Source organism: Rhodococcus sp. NKCM2511 (genome assembly GCF_014905595.1).
Lineage (GTDB): Bacteria > Actinomycetota > Actinomycetes > Mycobacteriales > Mycobacteriaceae > Rhodococcoides > Rhodococcoides fascians.
In genome coordinates, this window is the sequence record NZ_BNHJ02000001.1 from 2,731,462 (window position 1) to 2,748,109 (window position 16,648).

Annotated in this window: 17 protein-coding genes; 7 read left to right on the forward strand and 10 right to left on the reverse strand. The window is 65.7% G+C overall.

The window, feature by feature from the left end:
• Positions 1-63 precede the first annotated feature (63 nt).
• Positions 64-222 carry a hypothetical protein gene (locus JLZ96_RS12620; protein ID WP_167735595.1) on the forward strand — a complete coding sequence of 53 codons (159 nt, stop codon included), beginning with the start codon at positions 64-66 and terminating at the stop codon, positions 220-222.
• Here the strand turns inward: JLZ96_RS12620 and JLZ96_RS12625 are convergent.
• The gene (locus JLZ96_RS12625; protein WP_032369989.1) at positions 219-461 is read right to left on the reverse strand and encodes a hypothetical protein; all 243 of its coding nucleotides are present in this window, start codon (positions 459-461) and stop codon (positions 219-221) included. The two genes, JLZ96_RS12620 and JLZ96_RS12625, sit on opposite strands and share 4 nt — an antisense overlap.
• A 236-nt stretch (positions 462-697) precedes the next feature.
• On the opposite strand from JLZ96_RS12625, the gene JLZ96_RS12630 reads away from it, so the two are divergent.
• Complete coding sequence (locus JLZ96_RS12630) at positions 698-1,684, forward strand: NAD(P)/FAD-dependent oxidoreductase (RefSeq protein ID WP_201010276.1); 987 nt, start codon at positions 698-700, stop codon at positions 1,682-1,684.
• Between the two features lie 10 nt (positions 1,685-1,694).
• On the opposite strand, the gene JLZ96_RS12635 is transcribed toward JLZ96_RS12630, so the two are convergent.
• Positions 1,695-2,405 (reverse strand): Clp protease N-terminal domain-containing protein, encoded by a 711-nt coding sequence (locus JLZ96_RS12635; protein ID WP_027495137.1) that lies wholly within the window; start codon positions 2,403-2,405, stop codon positions 1,695-1,697.
• Positions 2,406-2,606: 201 nt separating this feature from the next.
• On the opposite strand from JLZ96_RS12635, the gene JLZ96_RS12640 reads away from it, so the two are divergent.
• Both JLZ96_RS12640 and JLZ96_RS12645 read left to right on the forward strand, forming a co-directional pair.
• Positions 2,607-4,829: a bifunctional diguanylate cyclase/phosphodiesterase gene (locus JLZ96_RS12640; protein ID WP_201010277.1), complete on the forward strand. Its 2,223-nt coding sequence runs from the start codon at positions 2,607-2,609 to the stop codon at positions 4,827-4,829.
• Between the two features lie 36 nt (positions 4,830-4,865).
• Positions 4,866-6,788: a gamma-glutamyltransferase family protein gene (locus JLZ96_RS12645; protein ID WP_201010730.1), complete on the forward strand. Its 1,923-nt coding sequence runs from the start codon at positions 4,866-4,868 to the stop codon at positions 6,786-6,788.
• A gap of 19 nt (positions 6,789-6,807) precedes the next feature.
• Here the strand turns inward: JLZ96_RS12645 and JLZ96_RS12650 are convergent, their stop codons facing one another.
• The 8 genes from JLZ96_RS12650 to JLZ96_RS12685 form a co-directional block, all read right to left on the reverse strand.
• Positions 6,808-7,485 carry a response regulator gene (locus tag JLZ96_RS12650; protein ID WP_032367717.1) on the reverse strand — a complete coding sequence of 226 codons (678 nt, stop codon included), beginning with the start codon at positions 7,483-7,485 and terminating at the stop codon, positions 6,808-6,810.
• On the reverse strand, positions 7,482-9,935 hold the full coding sequence (locus JLZ96_RS12655; protein WP_052066668.1) for a sensor histidine kinase KdpD: 2,454 nt from the start codon (positions 9,933-9,935) through the stop codon (positions 7,482-7,484). Before JLZ96_RS12655 ends, JLZ96_RS12650 begins: the two co-directional genes overlap by 4 nt.
• Positions 9,919-10,575 carry a potassium-transporting ATPase subunit C gene (locus JLZ96_RS12660; RefSeq protein WP_201010278.1) on the reverse strand — a complete coding sequence of 219 codons (657 nt, stop codon included), beginning with the start codon at positions 10,573-10,575 and terminating at the stop codon, positions 9,919-9,921. The genes JLZ96_RS12655 and JLZ96_RS12660 overlap by 17 nt, the downstream gene beginning before the upstream one ends.
• A gap of 2 nt (positions 10,576-10,577) precedes the next feature.
• Complete coding sequence (gene kdpB, locus JLZ96_RS12665; protein WP_201010279.1) at positions 10,578-12,578, reverse strand: potassium-transporting ATPase subunit KdpB; 2,001 nt, start codon at positions 12,576-12,578, stop codon at positions 10,578-10,580.
• On the reverse strand, positions 12,575-14,239 hold the full coding sequence (kdpA, locus tag JLZ96_RS12670) for a potassium-transporting ATPase subunit KdpA (protein WP_201010280.1): 1,665 nt from the start codon (positions 14,237-14,239) through the stop codon (positions 12,575-12,577). Before kdpA ends, kdpB begins: the two co-directional genes overlap by 4 nt.
• Positions 14,240-14,246: 7 nt before the next feature.
• Positions 14,247-14,330, reverse strand: coding sequence for a potassium-transporting ATPase subunit F (locus tag JLZ96_RS25240; protein WP_072691966.1), 84 nt, complete (start codon positions 14,328-14,330; stop codon positions 14,247-14,249).
• Between the two features lie 98 nt (positions 14,331-14,428).
• Positions 14,429-14,887: a hypothetical protein gene (locus tag JLZ96_RS12680; protein WP_167325636.1), complete on the reverse strand. Its 459-nt coding sequence runs from the start codon at positions 14,885-14,887 to the stop codon at positions 14,429-14,431.
• A complete protein-coding gene (locus tag JLZ96_RS12685; protein WP_048318882.1) occupies positions 14,872-15,429 on the reverse strand; it encodes an RNA polymerase sigma factor in 558 nt (185 codons plus the stop codon). The genes JLZ96_RS12680 and JLZ96_RS12685 overlap by 16 nt, the downstream gene beginning before the upstream one ends.
• Before the next feature lie 120 nt (positions 15,430-15,549).
• Here JLZ96_RS12685 and JLZ96_RS12690 point away from each other — a divergent pair, with 120 nt between their 5' ends.
• From JLZ96_RS12690 to JLZ96_RS12700, 3 genes are read left to right on the forward strand one after another with little or no spacing between them, the layout of a single operon-like run.
• A complete protein-coding gene (locus JLZ96_RS12690) occupies positions 15,550-16,038 on the forward strand; it encodes an Asp23/Gls24 family envelope stress response protein (protein WP_027495128.1) in 489 nt (162 codons plus the stop codon).
• Complete coding sequence (locus JLZ96_RS12695) at positions 16,035-16,325, forward strand: Asp23/Gls24 family envelope stress response protein (protein WP_027495127.1); 291 nt, start codon at positions 16,035-16,037, stop codon at positions 16,323-16,325. The genes JLZ96_RS12690 and JLZ96_RS12695 overlap by 4 nt, the downstream gene beginning before the upstream one ends.
• Before the next feature lie 19 nt (positions 16,326-16,344).
• Positions 16,345-16,629 (forward strand): hypothetical protein, encoded by a 285-nt coding sequence (locus tag JLZ96_RS12700; protein ID WP_162182897.1) that lies wholly within the window; start codon positions 16,345-16,347, stop codon positions 16,627-16,629.
• Positions 16,630-16,648: the final 19 nt, after the last annotated feature.

A 16,648-nucleotide genomic window follows, 5' to 3' on the forward strand; every position in this document is an offset into this window, starting at 1 on the left:
CGGCAGTATGCTATCCGTGCGGTGCCGACGGTTCGTCCGGCACCGCACGGGTACACACCTCACATGACTGATCCGAAGCACGACGAGAACTCGACCCCCGACGCCGAAGAAGACGTGCAGTCCGACCCGGCTGCGGGCGCAGACACCAACGACTGGTCCAGCGAGGGCGGGGCCATCGAAACCGGACCGGCCACCGACGACGAGCGAACCGACGGCAACTAGCCGAACAAGCGGCGAGGCGCGGCGCGCACCGTTCGGACGTCACCGTCGGCCACGATGTGTTCCAGCGCTTCTCCGCGCGCTCGCATCGATGCGTCGGCGGTGAAGTCCACTCGAGCGTCGCCGAGCCAGTCGATGCCTACGACGATCCCCACGGTTCCCTTGGGAATGCCGCTTCGCCACCGCACGCGGCCCAGATTTCGGATAGCGACGACCGTATCCCCGATGTGGAAATTCCCCATAGCGCCCCCAACTTGTTCCTGCCGACCAGTACACCGCAACCGAACAGCCTGTTCAAGCGGTGGATCCGCGCTTACGGCTGGCGATGGCGACCGGTGACGTTGTCAAGGCGCCGAAAAACGGGGTAGCTACCTCGTTTCGAGTGCGAGCACCGCCTGGAGGTACTTTCGTCTTTCACGAGTTGCTGTTTTGGCAATTTATCTTGCCAAGGCGGTAGTCCCGTCTGCACACTGCAGGCATGACTTCAGATAACGCCCCAGCGCCCACCGAGAATGTCCGCGTCGATGCGATCATCGTCGGCGGCGGAGTCGCCGGGCTCAGCGCCGCGGTAGCTCTCGGACGCTCGCGCCGATCCGTGACGATCATCGACGCCGGCGATCCGCGCAACGCTCCGGCCGCCCATTCGCACAACTACCTCACGCGCGACGGCGAATCTCCGCTCGAGCTCGTTCGCCTCGGCCGTATCGAGGCCGAGCACTACGGCGTCCGCATCGTCGACGGCACCGCGACGTCGGCGGTGCGGACCGACTCCGTGTTCGACGTGTCCCTCGCCGACGGCACCGTCGTTCGAGGCCGTCGCGTTCTGGTCACCACCGGTCTCACCGACATTCTTCCCAGCATTCCGGGGCTCGCCGAGCGCTGGGGCCGCGATGTACTGCACTGCCCGTACTGCCACGGGTGGGAGGTCCGAGACCGGGCGATCGGCATCATCGGCAGCGTCATGTCCGGACACCAGGCCCAGATGTGGCGTCAGCTGTCCGAGAACGTCACCGTCTTCACCCACACTGCAACGGAACTGAGCCCCGAGGATCTGACGCGGATGCGCGCCCGCGGGATCGTCGTGGTCGAAGAAGAGATCACGCGAGTCGACGTCGAGAACGACGCCATCGTCGGCGTCACGTTGGCGAACGGCGTCGCCGTCGCGCTCGACGCCGTGGTCGTCGGCCCCAACTTCACTTCCCGCGCGGACGTTCTCGAGTCATTGGGACTCGAGACAACCGAGATGGTGATGAACGGGCACGTCCTGGGCACCTACATCGAGGCCGACCCGGTCGGGGCGACGTCCGTGCCAGGAGTGTGGGTGGCCGGCAACGTAGCGGCACCCATGGACACCGTCGTCGCGGCATCTGCGGCAGGCGTGAAGGCCGGTGCCGCGATCAACGGTGATCTCATCGAGGAGGACGTTCGGTTCGCCGTACAGCAGGCCGAAGCAATGGCCTCCTGACGGCGGTTCATCAGCTTCCCAGCGCGGTTGCCAGTCCGCTCTCGATGGCGTCTTTGCGGACCCCGAGCTCGGTCAGGGTGGCATCCTCGTTCTCGAGCAACGCCAACAGGATGTGCTCGGTGCCGATGTAGTTGTGTCCCAACCGAAGCGCCTCACGGAAGGTCAATTCCAGTGCCTTCTGGGCACCGGCGTCGAATGGAATCAGCGCCGGCAGGGGATCGGCCGGTGCGGGCAGCGTCGCCGTCACCGCGGCGCGGATCTGCTCGTCGGTGAGCCCCTGCGCACCCAGCAGCTTCGCGGCGAAGCCCTCGGGCTCGCCGAGCAGGCCGAGGATCAAGTGGCCCGTGGTGATGTGGTCGTTGCTCGTCGCCCGGGCTTCGTTCTGCGCCCCCACCACCACATTTCGTGCGCGCGGAGTGAAGCGAGAGAAGCCCTGGCTGGCGTCGAGCTCGGCAGGGTCGTCGCCGCCCTTGGCCACGAAACGTTTCTGCACCGCCTGCTTGCTGACACCCATCGAGGCGCCGATGGCAGTCCAGGACGCACCTGAACGACGTGCTCGATCCACGAAGTGTCCGATCAGATGGTCGGCGATGTCGCCGAGCGCATCGGCGGCGATCACCGCGTCGGAGAGCTGATCGAGGGCGTCGGTGTGCACCTTCTCGATGGCGGCGATCAGGTCGTCGAGTCGGACTGGATTGGTGATCTTCGTTGATTCGGTCATTCGTCAACCTTAGGTTGACGACCGCCTGCCGTCAACCTTCGGTTGACGTCAGTTTTCGACGGGTGGGTGGAGCCGAGGTCTGTTCGAAGGCAATTAGTGACCCTGGTCACCGTTTGTGCAGGCAAAGACGTATATTCACCGATGAAGGCGTCAGCGGAGAAGGTGCGAGCGCCGCACGGCGAGGGGAAGTGGGGTCCTTCGATGAATGCGAAGGCCTCTGCGCCCTTCGCCGTGCCGTCGGTGCGGACCGCGTTCCTGGCTGCGGTGGCCGTCATCGCGGTGACGGTGTTCGTCCAGGGCAGTGCCGACGTGCGTGCCGGCGTTCTGGCCGTCGTCGCCGTGGGATCGGTCGTGGCGATCAGTGCGGCAATTCGTCGCTACCGCCCGAGCGACGCCCGATGCTGGTGGGCTCTGTTCGGAGCCTCGGTGCTGTTCATGTTCGGAGTCTCGTTTCGCAGCGACCCGAACGCGCTGGATCGATCGTTCTCGCTGCTTCCGGATCTGTTCACTCTCACCGGGTACGCCCTGGTGGGATACGCCCTGTCTCGGTGGATCCGAGACCGCCGATCAATCGACGACATCACCCCACTCGTCGATGCAGGCCTGATCTTCCTCGGCACGCTGTTCCTGTCGTGGTTGCTGCTGATCTCTCCGGCCCTCGACCTGCCGCGTTCGTCCGTGTCGACGGTGGTGAACGGGATCTATCCGGCGATCGACGCGGCGCTGATCACGTTGACGACATATCTGCTCTTCTCCTCGAAACCCCGCTCCGCCGCGCTGTTCTGGGCGCTGCTCGCCCTGGTGGCGACATTCGTCGGCGACGTGTCCTACGCCTTCGCGGCGACGACCGACGACGCTCCGTCCTCGGGGTTGCTCGACGGCATCTACCTCTTCGCGTACCTGTCGCTGGCGATGGCAGCGCTCGACCCGTCGATGCGCACGGTGTCGCACCGGCAGACCCCCGCACCCGCCCACAGCAGCCGTCGGGTGGTCTTCGTGGTGTTGATGTTGGTGGTCTGCGCGACCGTGCCGCTGCTCGGTTCGGCGGTCTCCACCGGCGACCTGATCGTCCGCTCGCTGTTGCTCGCCTCGATCCTGGTCGGTGCCTTCCTGCGCGGTGAACGCGCCCTGGCCCGAGTGCAGACCGGCGAGGAGCATGCCCGCTACCTCGCGGCACACGACCTGCTCACCGGACTGCCGAACCGCACGACGCTCGACGCGGAGTACGCCCGACACGAACGCGCCCAGCGGCCCGGACGCACCTGCACTCTGTTCGTCGACCTCGACAACTTCAAGATGGTCAACGATTCGTACGGCCACCGCGTCGGAGACGAGCTGATCGTCGCCGCGGCACGTCGCATCCGCGCGGCTGTCGGTGCCGCCGACACCGTCGTTCGGTATGCCGGCGACGAGTTCGTGGTGCTCACCCGCCGCGACCGTTCCGGTTCGGAACTGTTGGCGCGCCGCATCATCGAGCGACTGAGCGAGCCGTTCCCGCTCAGTGCTGCCACCGCCTACGTCTCGGCCTCGGTGGGCATCGCCGACGCCGAACGACTGCACGACGCCATCCGCGAGGCCGACACCGCGATGTATCACGCGAAATCTCTCGGGGCGTCTCGCTACGCGTTCTTCGACGAGTCCTTGCGTGCGCGAGCAACATCGGCGATCGAGACCGCCACCGCACTTCGCGGCGCGATCCGGCGCGGGGAGCTCGAGGTCTACTACCAACCGATCGTCGCGACGAAGTCCCGCAAGACCGTTGTCTACGAGGCGCTCGTGCGCTGGAACTGGCAGGGTCGAGTACGGACGCCGAACGAGTTCATCCCGATTGCCGAATCGACCAATCTCATCGAGGAGATCGGTGAGTGGGTACTGCGCACTGCGATCTCCGATCTGGTGACACTGCGCGCGAACGGGCAGGACGTCACCATGTCGGTCAACGTCTCGCCGATGCAGTTGCGCGACGACTCGCTGCCGGGCATCGTCCAACGGGTGCTCGATACCTTCGGCGTCGCCGGTGCGGACCTGGCGCTCGAGATCACCGAAAGTGTTCTGATCGACGACGTCGGCGCAGCGAAGACCGTGCTCGATCGGCTCGCCGCCATGGGCGTACTCATCGTCCTCGACGATTTCGGTATCGGCTACTCCTCGCTGAACCGGTTGCGCAAGATGCCGATTGCGCTGCTCAAGATCGACAAGTCCTTCGTCCACGAGATCGGCGTCTCCGATTCCGACGTCCAGCTGATTCGCGCCATCACCGCCATGGCGTCCGCGCTTTCCGTGACTACCGTCGCCGAGGGGGTCGAGACCGAGGAACAGGCCGCGATCATCGAGCAACTCGACTGCCGTTTCGCGCAGGGCTATCTGTACGGCAGACCCGCCCCCATCGCGCATTGGCTTCTCGAATCCGCGCAGCAACGGTGACCACGGTGTTAGCGTCGAGCGGTGTCTGCAACCGGAATGCGCCCTGTTCGCTACACCGCCCTCGCCTGTGCTCTCCTGCTGGTGCCGCTCGTCGCGTGCAGCAGTAGTGACGACGCCGGTACCGACACCGCCGCGGCGGACAGTTGCGTACTCGGTGCCAGTGGCGGCACCCCGGTAGGAAAGACCCCGAGCACCGGCTCGGGTGACATCTCCACCAATCCGGAAGTGGCGACCGGATATCGGTCGAACATGACTCCGGTGGAGACGCCGTCGTACTCGGTCTCCACCGCCAACCCGGTCTCCACGGAGGCCGCATGCGAGGTACTACGCGACGGCGGCACCGCGGCCGACGCCCTCATCGTGGCGCAGACCGTGCTCGGGCTCGTCGAACCCCAGTCGTCGGGAATCGGCGGCGGCGCTTTTCTGATGTACTACGACGCCGCGTCGGGCGAGGTGCAGAGCTACGACGGCCGCGAGACCGCGCCGATGAGTGCCACCGGCGACTACCTGCGGTACATCGACGACGTCAACCGCACTGTGCCGCAACCCGATGCGCGGTCCAGTGGCCGATCGATCGGCGTGCCGGGCGTTGTGCGCATGCTCGAGCAGGCGCACGAGGATCACGGTGACAAGCCGTGGGGGGATTTGTTCCGACCCGCGATCGAGCTCGCCGACAACGGAATCGAGATCAGCCCGCGCATGGCCTCGTCCATCGCGGACTCGGCACCGAAGCTCGCACTCGACCCGGCGTCCAAGGACTACTTCCTGCAGCCCGACGGTACCGGTAAGCCCGCCGGCACGGTGCTGAACAATCCGGCGATGTCGAAGACGTTGTCCACCATCGCAACAGACGGTGCCGATGCCTTCTACACCGGCGACATTGCCCAGGCGATCGTCGACGCGACAGCAGATACCACCGCCGGCCGTACCCCGGGGCAGATCACGGTGGACGACCTCGCCGGCTACGAGCCGAAGACCCGTACCGCAGTGTGCACGCCGTACCGCGATCACGACATCTGCGGAATGCCGGGGCCGTCCTCCGGTGGCATCGCAGTGGCGTCGACAATGGGCATTCTGTCCAACTTCGATCTGGCGCAGTACGCCCCGACGGACATGGACGCCAACGGCGGCAAGCCGACCGCCGAGGCCGTGCACCTGATCTCCGAGGCCGAGCGTCTGGCGTACGCCGATCGCGACAAGTACGTCGCCGATCCGGACTTCGTACCCCTACCCGGCGGCTCGCCCGACACCCTGCTCGCCCCCGAGTACCTCAGCAGCAGAGCAGGACTGATCGACGAAGGCAAGTCGATGGGTACCGCGAAACCGGGCGACTTCGGACCGGTGCAGTTCGCCTCGTCCACCGATCCCGAGCACGGCACCAGCCACATCTCGATCGTCGACGGCGAGGGCAACGCGGCCTCGATGACGACAACTGTCGAGTCGGCCTTCGGCTCGTTCCACATGGTCGACGGCTTCCTGCTCAACAATCAGCTGACCGACTTCTCCGCCGCGCCGGTGGCCGAGGACGGAACTCCCATGGCCAACCGTGTCGAGCCCGGCAAGCGTCCGCGCAGTTCGATGGCCCCGACCCTGGTGTTCGACCGCGGCGACGACGGCACACGCGGAGATCTCGTTCTCGTCGCAGGCTCACCCGGCGGGTCTGTCATCATCCAGTTCGTCGTCAAAACACTGGTAGGACTGCTCGATTGGGGAATGGACCCGCAGCAGGCGGTGTCGATGGTCGACTTCGGAGCGGCCAACACCCCGTCCACCAACTACGGCGGCGAACATCCCAACGTGACCGGAGAGAACGATCCGGTCGTGGTGACGCTGCGCGAGAAGGGCCACCAGGTCTCGGTTGCCGACCAGTCGAGCGGGCTGAGCGCGCTGCAACGCACCGACGGTGGCTGGATCGGCGGAGCGGACCCACGCCGCGAAGGTGAGGTACTGGGTGGATAGGTGCGGGCGCGGGTAGCGCTCAGCTCACGAATCGATAGCCCATGCCGGTTTCGGTGATCAGATGTACCGGTGCCGCTGGGTCTCGTTCCAACTTCTGGCGTAGTTGGCCGAGATAGATTCGCAGATAATGCGTTTCGCGTTCGTGCCCGGGTCCCCACACGGTACGCAGAATCTCCTTCTGCGACACCAGTTTCCCCTCGTTGCGGACGAGCAGTTCGAGGACGCCCCATTCGGTGCGCGTCAGGTGCACGTTCTCACCCTGTCGAACAACGGTTTTGGCGGCGAGGTCGACCGTGAAGTCCGCGGTCTCGACGATGGGATCCGCCACCGATTGCGGACCGCGGCGCAGGGCCGCGCGCAGTCGCGCCAGCAGCTCGTCCATGCCGAACGGCTTGGTCACGAAGTCGTCCGCCCCGGCATCGAGCGCCTCGACGGTGTCGGCCGAGTCGGTCCGCGCCGAGAGCACCAGAATCGGCACATCGGTCCATCCGCGCAGACCTGCTATGACATCGATACCGTCGATGTCGGGCAGGCCGAGGTCCAGGATCACGATGTCCGGGTGGAAGTTCGCGGCCACCCGCAGTGCTTCCCCGCCCGTAGCCGCGCTGACGACCTCGAATCCGCGGACGTTCAGATTGATCCGCAGCGCCCGCACGATCTGTGGTTCGTCGTCGACGACGAGCGCCCGTACCTTCACCTGCTCGCCGCCTTCAACTCGACCGTCATCGTCAGCCCTCCGCCGACGGTGTCCGACGCCGTGACGGTACCGCCCATGGCCCGTACGAATCCTCGCACCACCGACAGGCCGAGTCCGACGCCCACCGAGTTGTCACGGTCACCGAGGCGTTGGAACGCGTCGAACATGGTCGCTTCGGCCCCGACGGTGATGCCGGGGCCGTGGTCGACGACGGAGATGGCGGCCATGTCCCCGTGCACTGCGGCGCGCACGGTGATCTCGCCGGTGGGGGCGTAGCGGGCACTGTTCGCCACCAGGTTCGCGAGCACTCGTTCGAGCAGACCCGGATCGGCGAGCACTTCGACGTCGCCCACCTCGACCCGCACGCGCTCGTCGGCCCCTACCAGTGCGCCTGCCAGTACGTCGTCGACGAAGACGGGACGCAAGCTGGGTTGCACCACACCGGCTTGCAGCCGCGAGGAGTCGAGCAGATTGGTCACCAATGCCGTCAACTGGTCGGCCGACTCGTCGATGGTGGCGAGCAGTTCGTCGGTGTCCTCGGGCGAGAACTGAACGTCGGTGCTGCGCAGCGACGACGAGGCTGCCTTGACCGCCGACAGCGGCGTCCGAAGATCGTGGCTGACGGCCGAGAGCAATGCTCGACGCAACGCGTCGGCCTCGGCCAGTGCGTTGGCGCGGCTGGCTTCCTCGGCCAAACGGGCTTGGCGCACCATGCCCGCGGCTTGGTTGGCCACGGCTGCGAGGACGCGGCGATCGTGGGCGCGGGTGCGTTCGCCGACGAGCAGCAGCGTGAAATCGCCCGCGTCGATCTCGGTGTCGGCCCCGTTGCGATCGGTCGGCGGGTGTTCGCCCGAGCTGCCCACGATGGACCGGGACTGGTTGTCCCACAGTGCGACGCCGGACTGGCGATATGTCTCCCGTGCGCGCTCGAGCAGCGCGCCCAGATCGGCCCCGCGCAGGACGGACCCCGCGAACAGGGTCAACAGTTCGGCTTCCTGCGTCGCGCGCCGTGCCTGACGCGTCCGCCGAGCAGCCGCATCCACCAGGGCCGCGACCGCGACAGCGACCAGCAGCAGTACGACTGTCACGACGAAGTTGTCCGGCTCGGCGATCGTCAGGCTGTATCTGGGTGTGGTGAAGAAATAGTTCAGCAGAAATCCTGCGATCAGCGCCGAGAGTGCCGCCGGTGCAACACCTCCGAGCAGCGCCACACACAGCACCACCATGAAGAACAGGGCGCTCTCACCGCTGGAATCGAAGTCGGGACCGACCGTGCTCAGCACCGCGGCGGCCAGGCAGGGCACCAGCACCGCGGCCAGCCAGGCGATCACCCGTCGACGCCCCGAATCGACCTGCAGACTCCGCCGACGGGCCTGCTCGGCGTGAGTGACCATGTGCACGTCGATCTTCCCCGAGTTCTGCACCACGGCCGCACCGATACCCTCGTCGAGGATGCGGGCGGCACGTGACCTTCTCGAGGTACCGATCACCAACTGCGTGGCGTTCACTCCGCGCGCGAAATCGAGCAGGGTGGTCGGCACGTCGTCCCCGACGACGCTGTGCACACTCGCACCGAGGCCGGCGGCGAGCTTGCGCACGGAACCCATCTGCGGTGCGGACACGCCCATGAGGCCGTCTCCGCGAACGATGTGCAGCACCATCAGTTCGGCACTGGACTTCGAGGCGATCCGACTCGCCCGCCGCAGCAGGGTTTCCGACTCCGGGCCGCCCGTCACCGCGACCACCACCCGCTCGCGCGCCTCCCAGGTGTCGGTGATGCGATTGTCCTTGCGGTACTTCACCAATGCGGCGTCGACCTGGTCGGCGATCCACAGCAGTGCGAGCTCACGCAGAGCCGTCAGGTTGCCGCCGCGGAAGTAGTTGCTCAGCGCGGCGTCCACCTTGTCGGCGGCGTAGACGTTGCCGTGCCGCAGCCTGCTCCGCAGCGCCTCGGGTGTGATGTCGACCAGCTCCACTTCGTCGGCGGCCCGAACCACGCTGTCGGGAACCGTCTCTCGCTGCGGAACACCGGTGATCTGCTGCACCACGTCGTTCAGAGATTCGAGGTGCTGCACGTTGAGGGTGGAGATGACATCGATGCCCGCGTCGAGCAGCACTTCGACGTCCTGCCACCGCTTGTCGTGCACGCTGCCCGGAGTGTTGGTGTGCGCCAGTTCGTCGACGAGCACCACCTCGGGGCGACGCGTCAGGACCGCGTCGAGATCGAGTTCCTGCGCAGAGGATCCGCGATAACGGACCGTGGCCATCGGCAGGACTTCGATGCCCTCGAGTGCCTCGATGGTTCGCGCCCGACCGTGCGTTTCCACGACGGCCGCGACCACGTCACGTCCGCGATCCTGCAGCCGACGAGCTTCGCCGAGCATGGCGAAGGTCTTGCCGACGCCGGGCGCGGCACCGAGATAGATCCGCAGCTCACCCCTGTCCGCCACAGCCTGTCTCCTCACCCGGCCGGTATGCGTCCCGCAGTGCCAGGTTCAACTCCGGGACATTCACCGCTTCGGCACCGAGTACACCGTACTGCGGGCCGCGGGTGTACTTGTCGACCAGAGCCTCCACCTCGTTCACCGGCGCTCCGTTGACCTGGGCCACCCGGGCGACCTGGAGGGCCGCGTAGGCGGGACTGATGTCGGGATCGATACCGGATCCGGAGCCGGTGACGGCGTCGGCCGGAATCGCGGACGGGTCGACGTTCTCCCGGGCGGCGATGGCGGCTCGACGCTGTTCGACGAACGACGCGAGTACCTCGCTCGACGGGCCCTGATTGGTCGGTAGTGCCGCAGCAGGATCACCGGGCGCGAACGCGTCGTCGTCCGATACCGAGCCCGTGACGCGGGTGTGGAAGAACGGATCCGGCTCTCCCGGAGCCACCTGCGGATCGACGCCGATCAGCGAGCTGCCGACGACGCAGCCCTGGGCGTCACGCAACGGCGACCCCTCGGCGGAGTCGGTGCCGATGCGGCTGATGCCCCAGACCACAGCCGGATACGCGATGCCGAGGATCACGGTGAGCGCCAGCAGCACTGCGAAGCCGGCGACGACCTGACGGAGAAATCCCTGTACGAAACGCATGGTCAGCCAATCCCTGGAATGAGTCGAACGAGCAGGTCGATGAGCCAGATACCGACGAACGGACTGATGACGCCGCCGACGCCGTAGACCAGTAGGTTCCGCCGCAGCAACGCAGCCGCGGATGCCGGGGTGTACCGAACACCTTTGAGTGCCAACGGAATCAGCGCCACGATGACGAGCGCATTGAAGATCACCGCGGACAGGATCGCCGATTCCGGGGTCGCCAGGTGCATGATGTTGAGCCCGCCCAGCTGGGGATAGACGGTGGAGAACATCGCCGGCAGAATCGCGAAGTACTTCGCCAGGTCGTTGGCCAACGAGAACGTCGTCAGAGCACCCCGAGTGATGAGCAGCTGCTTACCGATCTCGACGATCTCGATCAGTTTGGTCGGATCGGAATCGAGGTCGACCATGTTGCCGGCTTCCTTGGCCGCCGAGGTGCCGGTGTTCATCGCGACGCCGACGTCGGCCTGCGCGAGAGCCGGGGCGTCGTTGGTGCCGTCGCCGGTCATCGCAACGAGCCTGCCGCCTCCCTGCTCCTGCCGGATGAGCGTGAGCTTGTCCTCAGGAGTGGCCTCGGCCAGGTAGTCGTCTACACCTGCCTCGGCAGCAATGGCTTTGGCGGTCAGCGGATTGTCGCCGGTGACCATCACCGTTCGGATGCCCATGGCCCGCAGCTGAGCGAACCGTTCGGCAATGCCGGGTTTGACGACGTCCGAGAGTTCGACGACGCCGAGAGCACGGGCAGCGGAGCCAGTTTCGCGTACCGCGACCACCAGCGGAGTGCCGCCGTTCTGGGCGATGTCGTGCACGGTGCCGTCCAGATCGGCCGTCCCGCCGCCGTCGCGAATCCAGCTGTAGACCGAATCCGCTGCGCCCTTACGGATCTCCATGCCCGGTAGGTCCAACCCGCTCATCCGGGTTTGCGCCGTGAACGCCACGAACTCGCCGCGCTCGGATTCACCCTCTGCCGTGACGGATTCGAAGTCTCGCTCGACCAGTTCGACGATGCTGCGTCCCTCGGGGGTGCCGTCGGCCAGCGACGACAGCCGAGCGGCGCGAGCCAATTCGGCGGCGTCGACGCCCGTCGCCGGATGCAGGCCGGTGGCGCGACGGTTACCGAACGTGATGGTTCCGGTCTTGTCCATCAGCAGTGTGTCGATGTCACCCGCGGCCTCCACTGCGCGGCCGGACATCGCCAGTACGTTGCGCTGCACCAGGCGGTCCATGCCTGCGATGCCGATGGCGGAGAGCAGAGCACCGATGGTGGTGGGGATGAGGCAGACGAGCAGAGCGATCAATTGAATCGGGTCCTGCTGCTGCCCAGCGTAATTGGACATCGGTCCGATGGCGACGACCGCGAAGAGAAAGACGATGGTCAGCGACGCGAGCAGGATGTTCAGGGCGATCTCGTTCGGCGTCTTCTGCCGCGCCGCACCTTCGACGAGTGCGATCATCCGGTCGACGAACGTCTCGCCCTGCGCTGCAGTGATTCTGACGACGATCTCGTCGGAGAGCACGATGGTGCCGCCGGTGACGGCCGACCGGTCACCTCCGGATTCACGGACCACGGGAGCCGACTCACCGGTGATGGCAGATTCGTCGACGGTCGCAATACCCTCGATGACATCGCCGTCGCCGGGAATGACCTCACCGGCCGAGACGACGACCTCGTCGCCGACGGCCAATTCCGCACCTGCGACCTCCTCGACACCGGCGGCGGTCCGTCTGCGAGCAACAGTGTCCTGCTTGACCTTTCGCAGGCTGGCGGCCTGCGCCTTGCCGCGACCTTCGGCGACGGATTCGGCGAGGTTCGCGAACAGCACCGTGAACCACAGCCAGCCGGTGACGAACCAGGCGAACACCGACGGCTGAGCAATCGACAGGATCGTCGTGACGATCGAGCCGAGGAAGACGACGAACATGACCGGGTTGCGGGCCAGGTGACGCGGATCGAGTTTGCGGAACGCGCCGGGTAGAGCGGTGTTCAGTGACAGGTTCATTGCATGGCCTCTGCTATGGGTCCGAGAGCAAGTGCGGGGAAGAAGGTGAGGGCCGCGACCAGGATCGAGGTACCGATCAGCAGCGTGCCGAACAACGGTCCATCGGTCGGCAGGGTGCCGGCGTTGGGCGCGCTGCGTTTGGTCGTCGCAAGCGAACCGGCCAGGGCCAATACGAAGACGATCGGCAGAAACCGGCCGAGCAGCATCGCGATACCGAGGGAGATCTGGAACCAGTCGCTCGTCACCGTCAGGCCGCCGAAAGCACTGCCGTTGTTGTTCGATGCCGATGCATAGGCGTAGAGCACCTCGGTGAATCCGTGGATGCCGGGGTTGCCCTGATAGCTCGTCGTCGATTCGAGTATCACCGTGATCGACGTGCCGACGAGCACGAGGATCGGCATCACGAGAACCGAGAGCGCGGCCATCGTGATGGCCCGTCGACCCAGCTTCTTGCCGAGGAATTCCGGAGTTCGGCCGACGAGCAGACCACCGACGAAGACGGCGATGACCGCGAGAACCAGCAATCCGTACAGACCGGTGCCGACGCCACCCGGCGCGATCTCGCCGAACAGCATGTTCAGCAACACCGCTCCGCCGCCCAGCGCAGACATACTGTCGTGGGCCGAATTGACTGCGCCGGTGGATGTTCCGGTCGTCGACACCGCGAACAGCGCAGACGCCGGGATGCCGAAGCGAACTTCCTTGCCTTCCATCATCGCGCCCGCGGCCGTTGCTGCCACTCCACGGGTAGCGGATTCGGCGAACAACGTCACCGCCAACAGCGTCGCCCACAGCGTCGCCATCACCGCCAGCAGCGTCAGACCCTGCTTGCGGTTGCCGATCATCGTGCCGAACGTACGAGTGAGGGCCACCGGGATCAGCAGCAACGAGATGATCTGCACGATGTTGGTCAGTGGTGTCGGGTTCTCGAACGGGTGCGCCGAGTTGGCCGCCAGAATGCCACCACCGTTGGTGCCGATCTCCTTGATAGCCTCCTGCGAGGCAACGGGCGCAAGCGCATTGGTGACCGTCTGCCCATCGAGACCGGTGGAGGTGAAGCCGGACGAGAACGACATCACGGTGCCCTGAGTCAGCATGATCACCGCGACGAGCACGGAGAGCGGCAGCAGAATACGGAGCGTCCCGCGCGTGAGGTCGACCCAGAAATTGCCGAGCTCACCGCCCGTCGACACCCGAACGAAGCCGCGCACGACGGCGATCGCCACCGCGAGACCGACTGCAGCAGAGACGAAGTTCTGTACCGCCAGCCCCAGCGGCTGCGTCAGATTCGACAGCGTGGTCTCGGGAACGTACGACTGCCAGTTGGTGTTGGTGACGAACGACGCCGCAGTGTTGAACGCCATCGCCGGACTCACCCCCGACAGGCCACCGTTCAGCGGGAGCACACCTTGAATTCGCTGCAGTACGAACAGGAATACGACCCCGGCGAACGAGAACCCGAGCAGGCTGGTGGAATAGCCGACCCAGGTCTGTTCCGACGACGAGTTCACCCGGGCCACCCGATAGAGCAGACTCTCGACGCGAGTGTCGTGGGTCGAACCGAACACCCGGGCCATGTAGTCCCCGAGCGGCACGTACGCCGCCGCCAACACGACTATCACGATGCCGATCTGAAGACCGGCAAGCAGAGCAGGATTCATGGCGCCGTCAGAACCTCTCCGGATCGAGAAGAGCGACGAACAGGTAGACCGCGACGAACGCGGCCACCGTGAGACAGAGCAATTCGGTCATTGCTCGATCTTGAATCCCACCACCGAGCGAAAACGCGTTCCTTACGCTTTCCTACGCTCACGACCTGCGGTCATGACGGAGTTTTTACGCCGACCCCGCTAGCGCTCCTCGATGTCGTCGACGCGGATTTCGACCGCATCCCTGCCGAGGGTGACGCCGAGCAGGTCCGCGACCACGTCGATGGCGATCGATGCCAGTTCTTCGCCTGCCGCCTGCAGATCGTCGCCGTACACGCCGATCACCGCGACGAACAGACCTGAGCAGGCGTGATCGTCGAGGTCGAGGTCGATCTCGGTGGGCTGTGCACCGTGTACGCCCGCGAGAGCACGGCGCAACGTCGTCTTGACGATGTGATCGCTGATCCGCAGTGAGTCCCGTGGATCGGCCGCTGAACCCGCCGGGAAGGCGCTGTCGATCGGCCAGGTGCGACGCGTCGTATTGCGCACTTTCGCGAGGATGGATGAGCTGATGTCCACCCAGTTCGGTTCCTGCGGTGCCTCCCGAAGCTCGGTGGCAGCACGCGCGAGAACCGCATTCGGTTCTACCGGGTTCGCCATGTCGCCAACCTTTCGCTCAATGTTGCTCGTGCTCTGGTCAATTGACCTCGTACTGCTCCTGCGGACAACGTCATGATCGCGCCGATCTCCGGATGGGTCAGGCCCTCGACCTCCCGAAGCAACCAGCAGGCCCGCTGCCGATAGGGCAACTCCGCCAGTGCCACACCCAATTCGGCCATGAAGCTGTCTGCTTCGACGTCCGCCTCGGGATCACTTCCCGCGCCCGTGCTCTTGCGCTCGAATACCCAGTCTTCCGCAGGAGGAACGCTGCGACGCCGGCGATGATCTATCACTTTGTGCGAGACCAACGAGAACAGCCAGGTGCGCAGAGCCGAATCGCCACGGAAGTTGTCGAGCCCCTTCCACGCTGCGACGAACGCGTCCTGCACCACCTCCTCTGCTGCACCCTGATCGGACAGCATGTTTCGGGCGTACCGAAACATCTCCGGTCCGTATCGGCCCACGATCTCCTCGAACGCATCCGTCTCGCCGAGCGCGGCTGCGCCGACGAGTACGCGGTCCGACGCATCTCTCCACTCCATCGGGCCCCCAGACGTAATCTATGACGTAGGTCACTTTATTTGTACGTGCGTTTCGGTGATCGAGCTACGACCAACTCCTGACACACACTGTGCACCACTACTCAGCGAAGAGAGGCAGTCATGAGCTCCACGACGGACACCAAGGCAACCGTATCCGCAGCAGGCGAAGGCAAGACCGACATCACCACGAAGTCGGATTCCGTGCTCGTCAGCTCGCAGGGCCGCACCACCATTGCCGATACCGTCGTCTCGAAGATCGCCGGCATCGCCACCCGTGAGGTCCAGGGCGTACATGCCGTCGGCGGCGGAGCGAGCCGCGCGATCGGTGCCCTGCGCGAGCGTATCCCGGGTGCCCGCGTCAACCAGTCGCAGGGCGTCTCGGTCGAGGTCGGCGAGCGTCAGGCAGCGGTCGACATCGACATCGTCGCCGATTACGGCGTCTCGATCGCAGACCTCGCAGCAGGCATTCGTCGCAACGTCATCAACGCCGTCGAGCGCATGACGGGCCTCGAGGTCACCGAGGTCAACATCGTCGTTCACGACATCTACCTGGACGACGGCTCGGACGAAGAGGAGACCACCGAGACCGCCTCCACCCGAGTGCAGTGACCGACCCGAACCCGACGGACCGTGACAAGTCCGAGGACATCGCCGACGCCGTGCAGGCGATCGACGGTGTCGTCGGGCTGCACGGCGGCATGTTCGGCGAGGCTGCGACCTATCTACCCGGACGCCGCGTCGCCGGCATCCGGATCGCAGACGACGGCACCGAGGTACACGTCACTCTCCAGTTCGGCTACGCCGTACGGGAGACCGCCGAGGCAGTGCGTAGCACCGTCGCGGCAATGGTCGACGGGCCCGTGCACGTCACAGTCGAGGATGTCGTCCGGGTCTGAATTGTGCGAGTCTGACCAGGTGAACGAGCATTCAGCGCGCGACCGGGCCGCCGCGTACAAGGCGGCCCGGCGCGCTGTGGCCCGAGAACACCACCCCGACATCGGTGGTGATCCCGCCCGGTACATGGCAGAGCTCGCGGAAGTCGACCGCCGGTTCGCCGTACTTCCGTCGACTCCGATCAACACTGCCAGCGCACCGACAGCGTTCCGCTCGTCCTCGGTACCGACGCCACTGCGCACACTGCCGAAACGCATCGCCCGGCTCCGCAAACGCGTCACTCGACGCAACTACTTCGACATCTGAACTCTCGACATCCGAACAC

Excerpts from the sequence above, each read along its gene's own strand:
- JLZ96_RS12620 (WP_167735595.1), top strand. The coding sequence starts at position 64 with ATGACTGATCCGAAGCACGACGAGAACTCGACCCCCGACGCCGAAGAA.
- JLZ96_RS12625 (WP_032369989.1), bottom strand. The coding sequence starts at position 461 with ATGGGGAATTTCCACATCGGGGATACGGTCGTCGCTATCCGAAATCTG.
- JLZ96_RS12630 (WP_201010276.1), top strand. The coding sequence starts at position 698 with ATGACTTCAGATAACGCCCCAGCGCCCACCGAGAATGTCCGCGTCGAT.
- JLZ96_RS12635 (WP_027495137.1), bottom strand. The coding sequence starts at position 2,405 with ATGACCGAATCAACGAAGATCACCAATCCAGTCCGACTCGACGACCTG.
- JLZ96_RS12640 (WP_201010277.1), top strand. The coding sequence starts at position 2,607 with ATGAATGCGAAGGCCTCTGCGCCCTTCGCCGTGCCGTCGGTGCGGACC.
- JLZ96_RS12645 (WP_201010730.1), top strand. The coding sequence starts at position 4,866 with ATGCGCCCTGTTCGCTACACCGCCCTCGCCTGTGCTCTCCTGCTGGTG.
- JLZ96_RS12660 (WP_201010278.1), bottom strand. The coding sequence starts at position 10,575 with ATGCGTTTCGTACAGGGATTTCTCCGTCAGGTCGTCGCCGGCTTCGCA.
- kdpB (WP_201010279.1), bottom strand. The coding sequence starts at position 12,578 with ATGAACCTGTCACTGAACACCGCTCTACCCGGCGCGTTCCGCAAACTC.
- kdpA (WP_201010280.1), bottom strand. The coding sequence starts at position 14,239 with ATGAATCCTGCTCTGCTTGCCGGTCTTCAGATCGGCATCGTGATAGTC.
- JLZ96_RS25240 (WP_072691966.1), bottom strand. The coding sequence starts at position 14,330 with ATGACCGAATTGCTCTGTCTCACGGTGGCCGCGTTCGTCGCGGTCTAC.
- JLZ96_RS12680 (WP_167325636.1), bottom strand. The coding sequence starts at position 14,887 with ATGGCGAACCCGGTAGAACCGAATGCGGTTCTCGCGCGTGCTGCCACC.
- JLZ96_RS12685 (WP_048318882.1), bottom strand. The coding sequence starts at position 15,429 with ATGGAGTGGAGAGATGCGTCGGACCGCGTACTCGTCGGCGCAGCCGCG.
- JLZ96_RS12690 (WP_027495128.1), top strand. The coding sequence starts at position 15,550 with ATGAGCTCCACGACGGACACCAAGGCAACCGTATCCGCAGCAGGCGAA.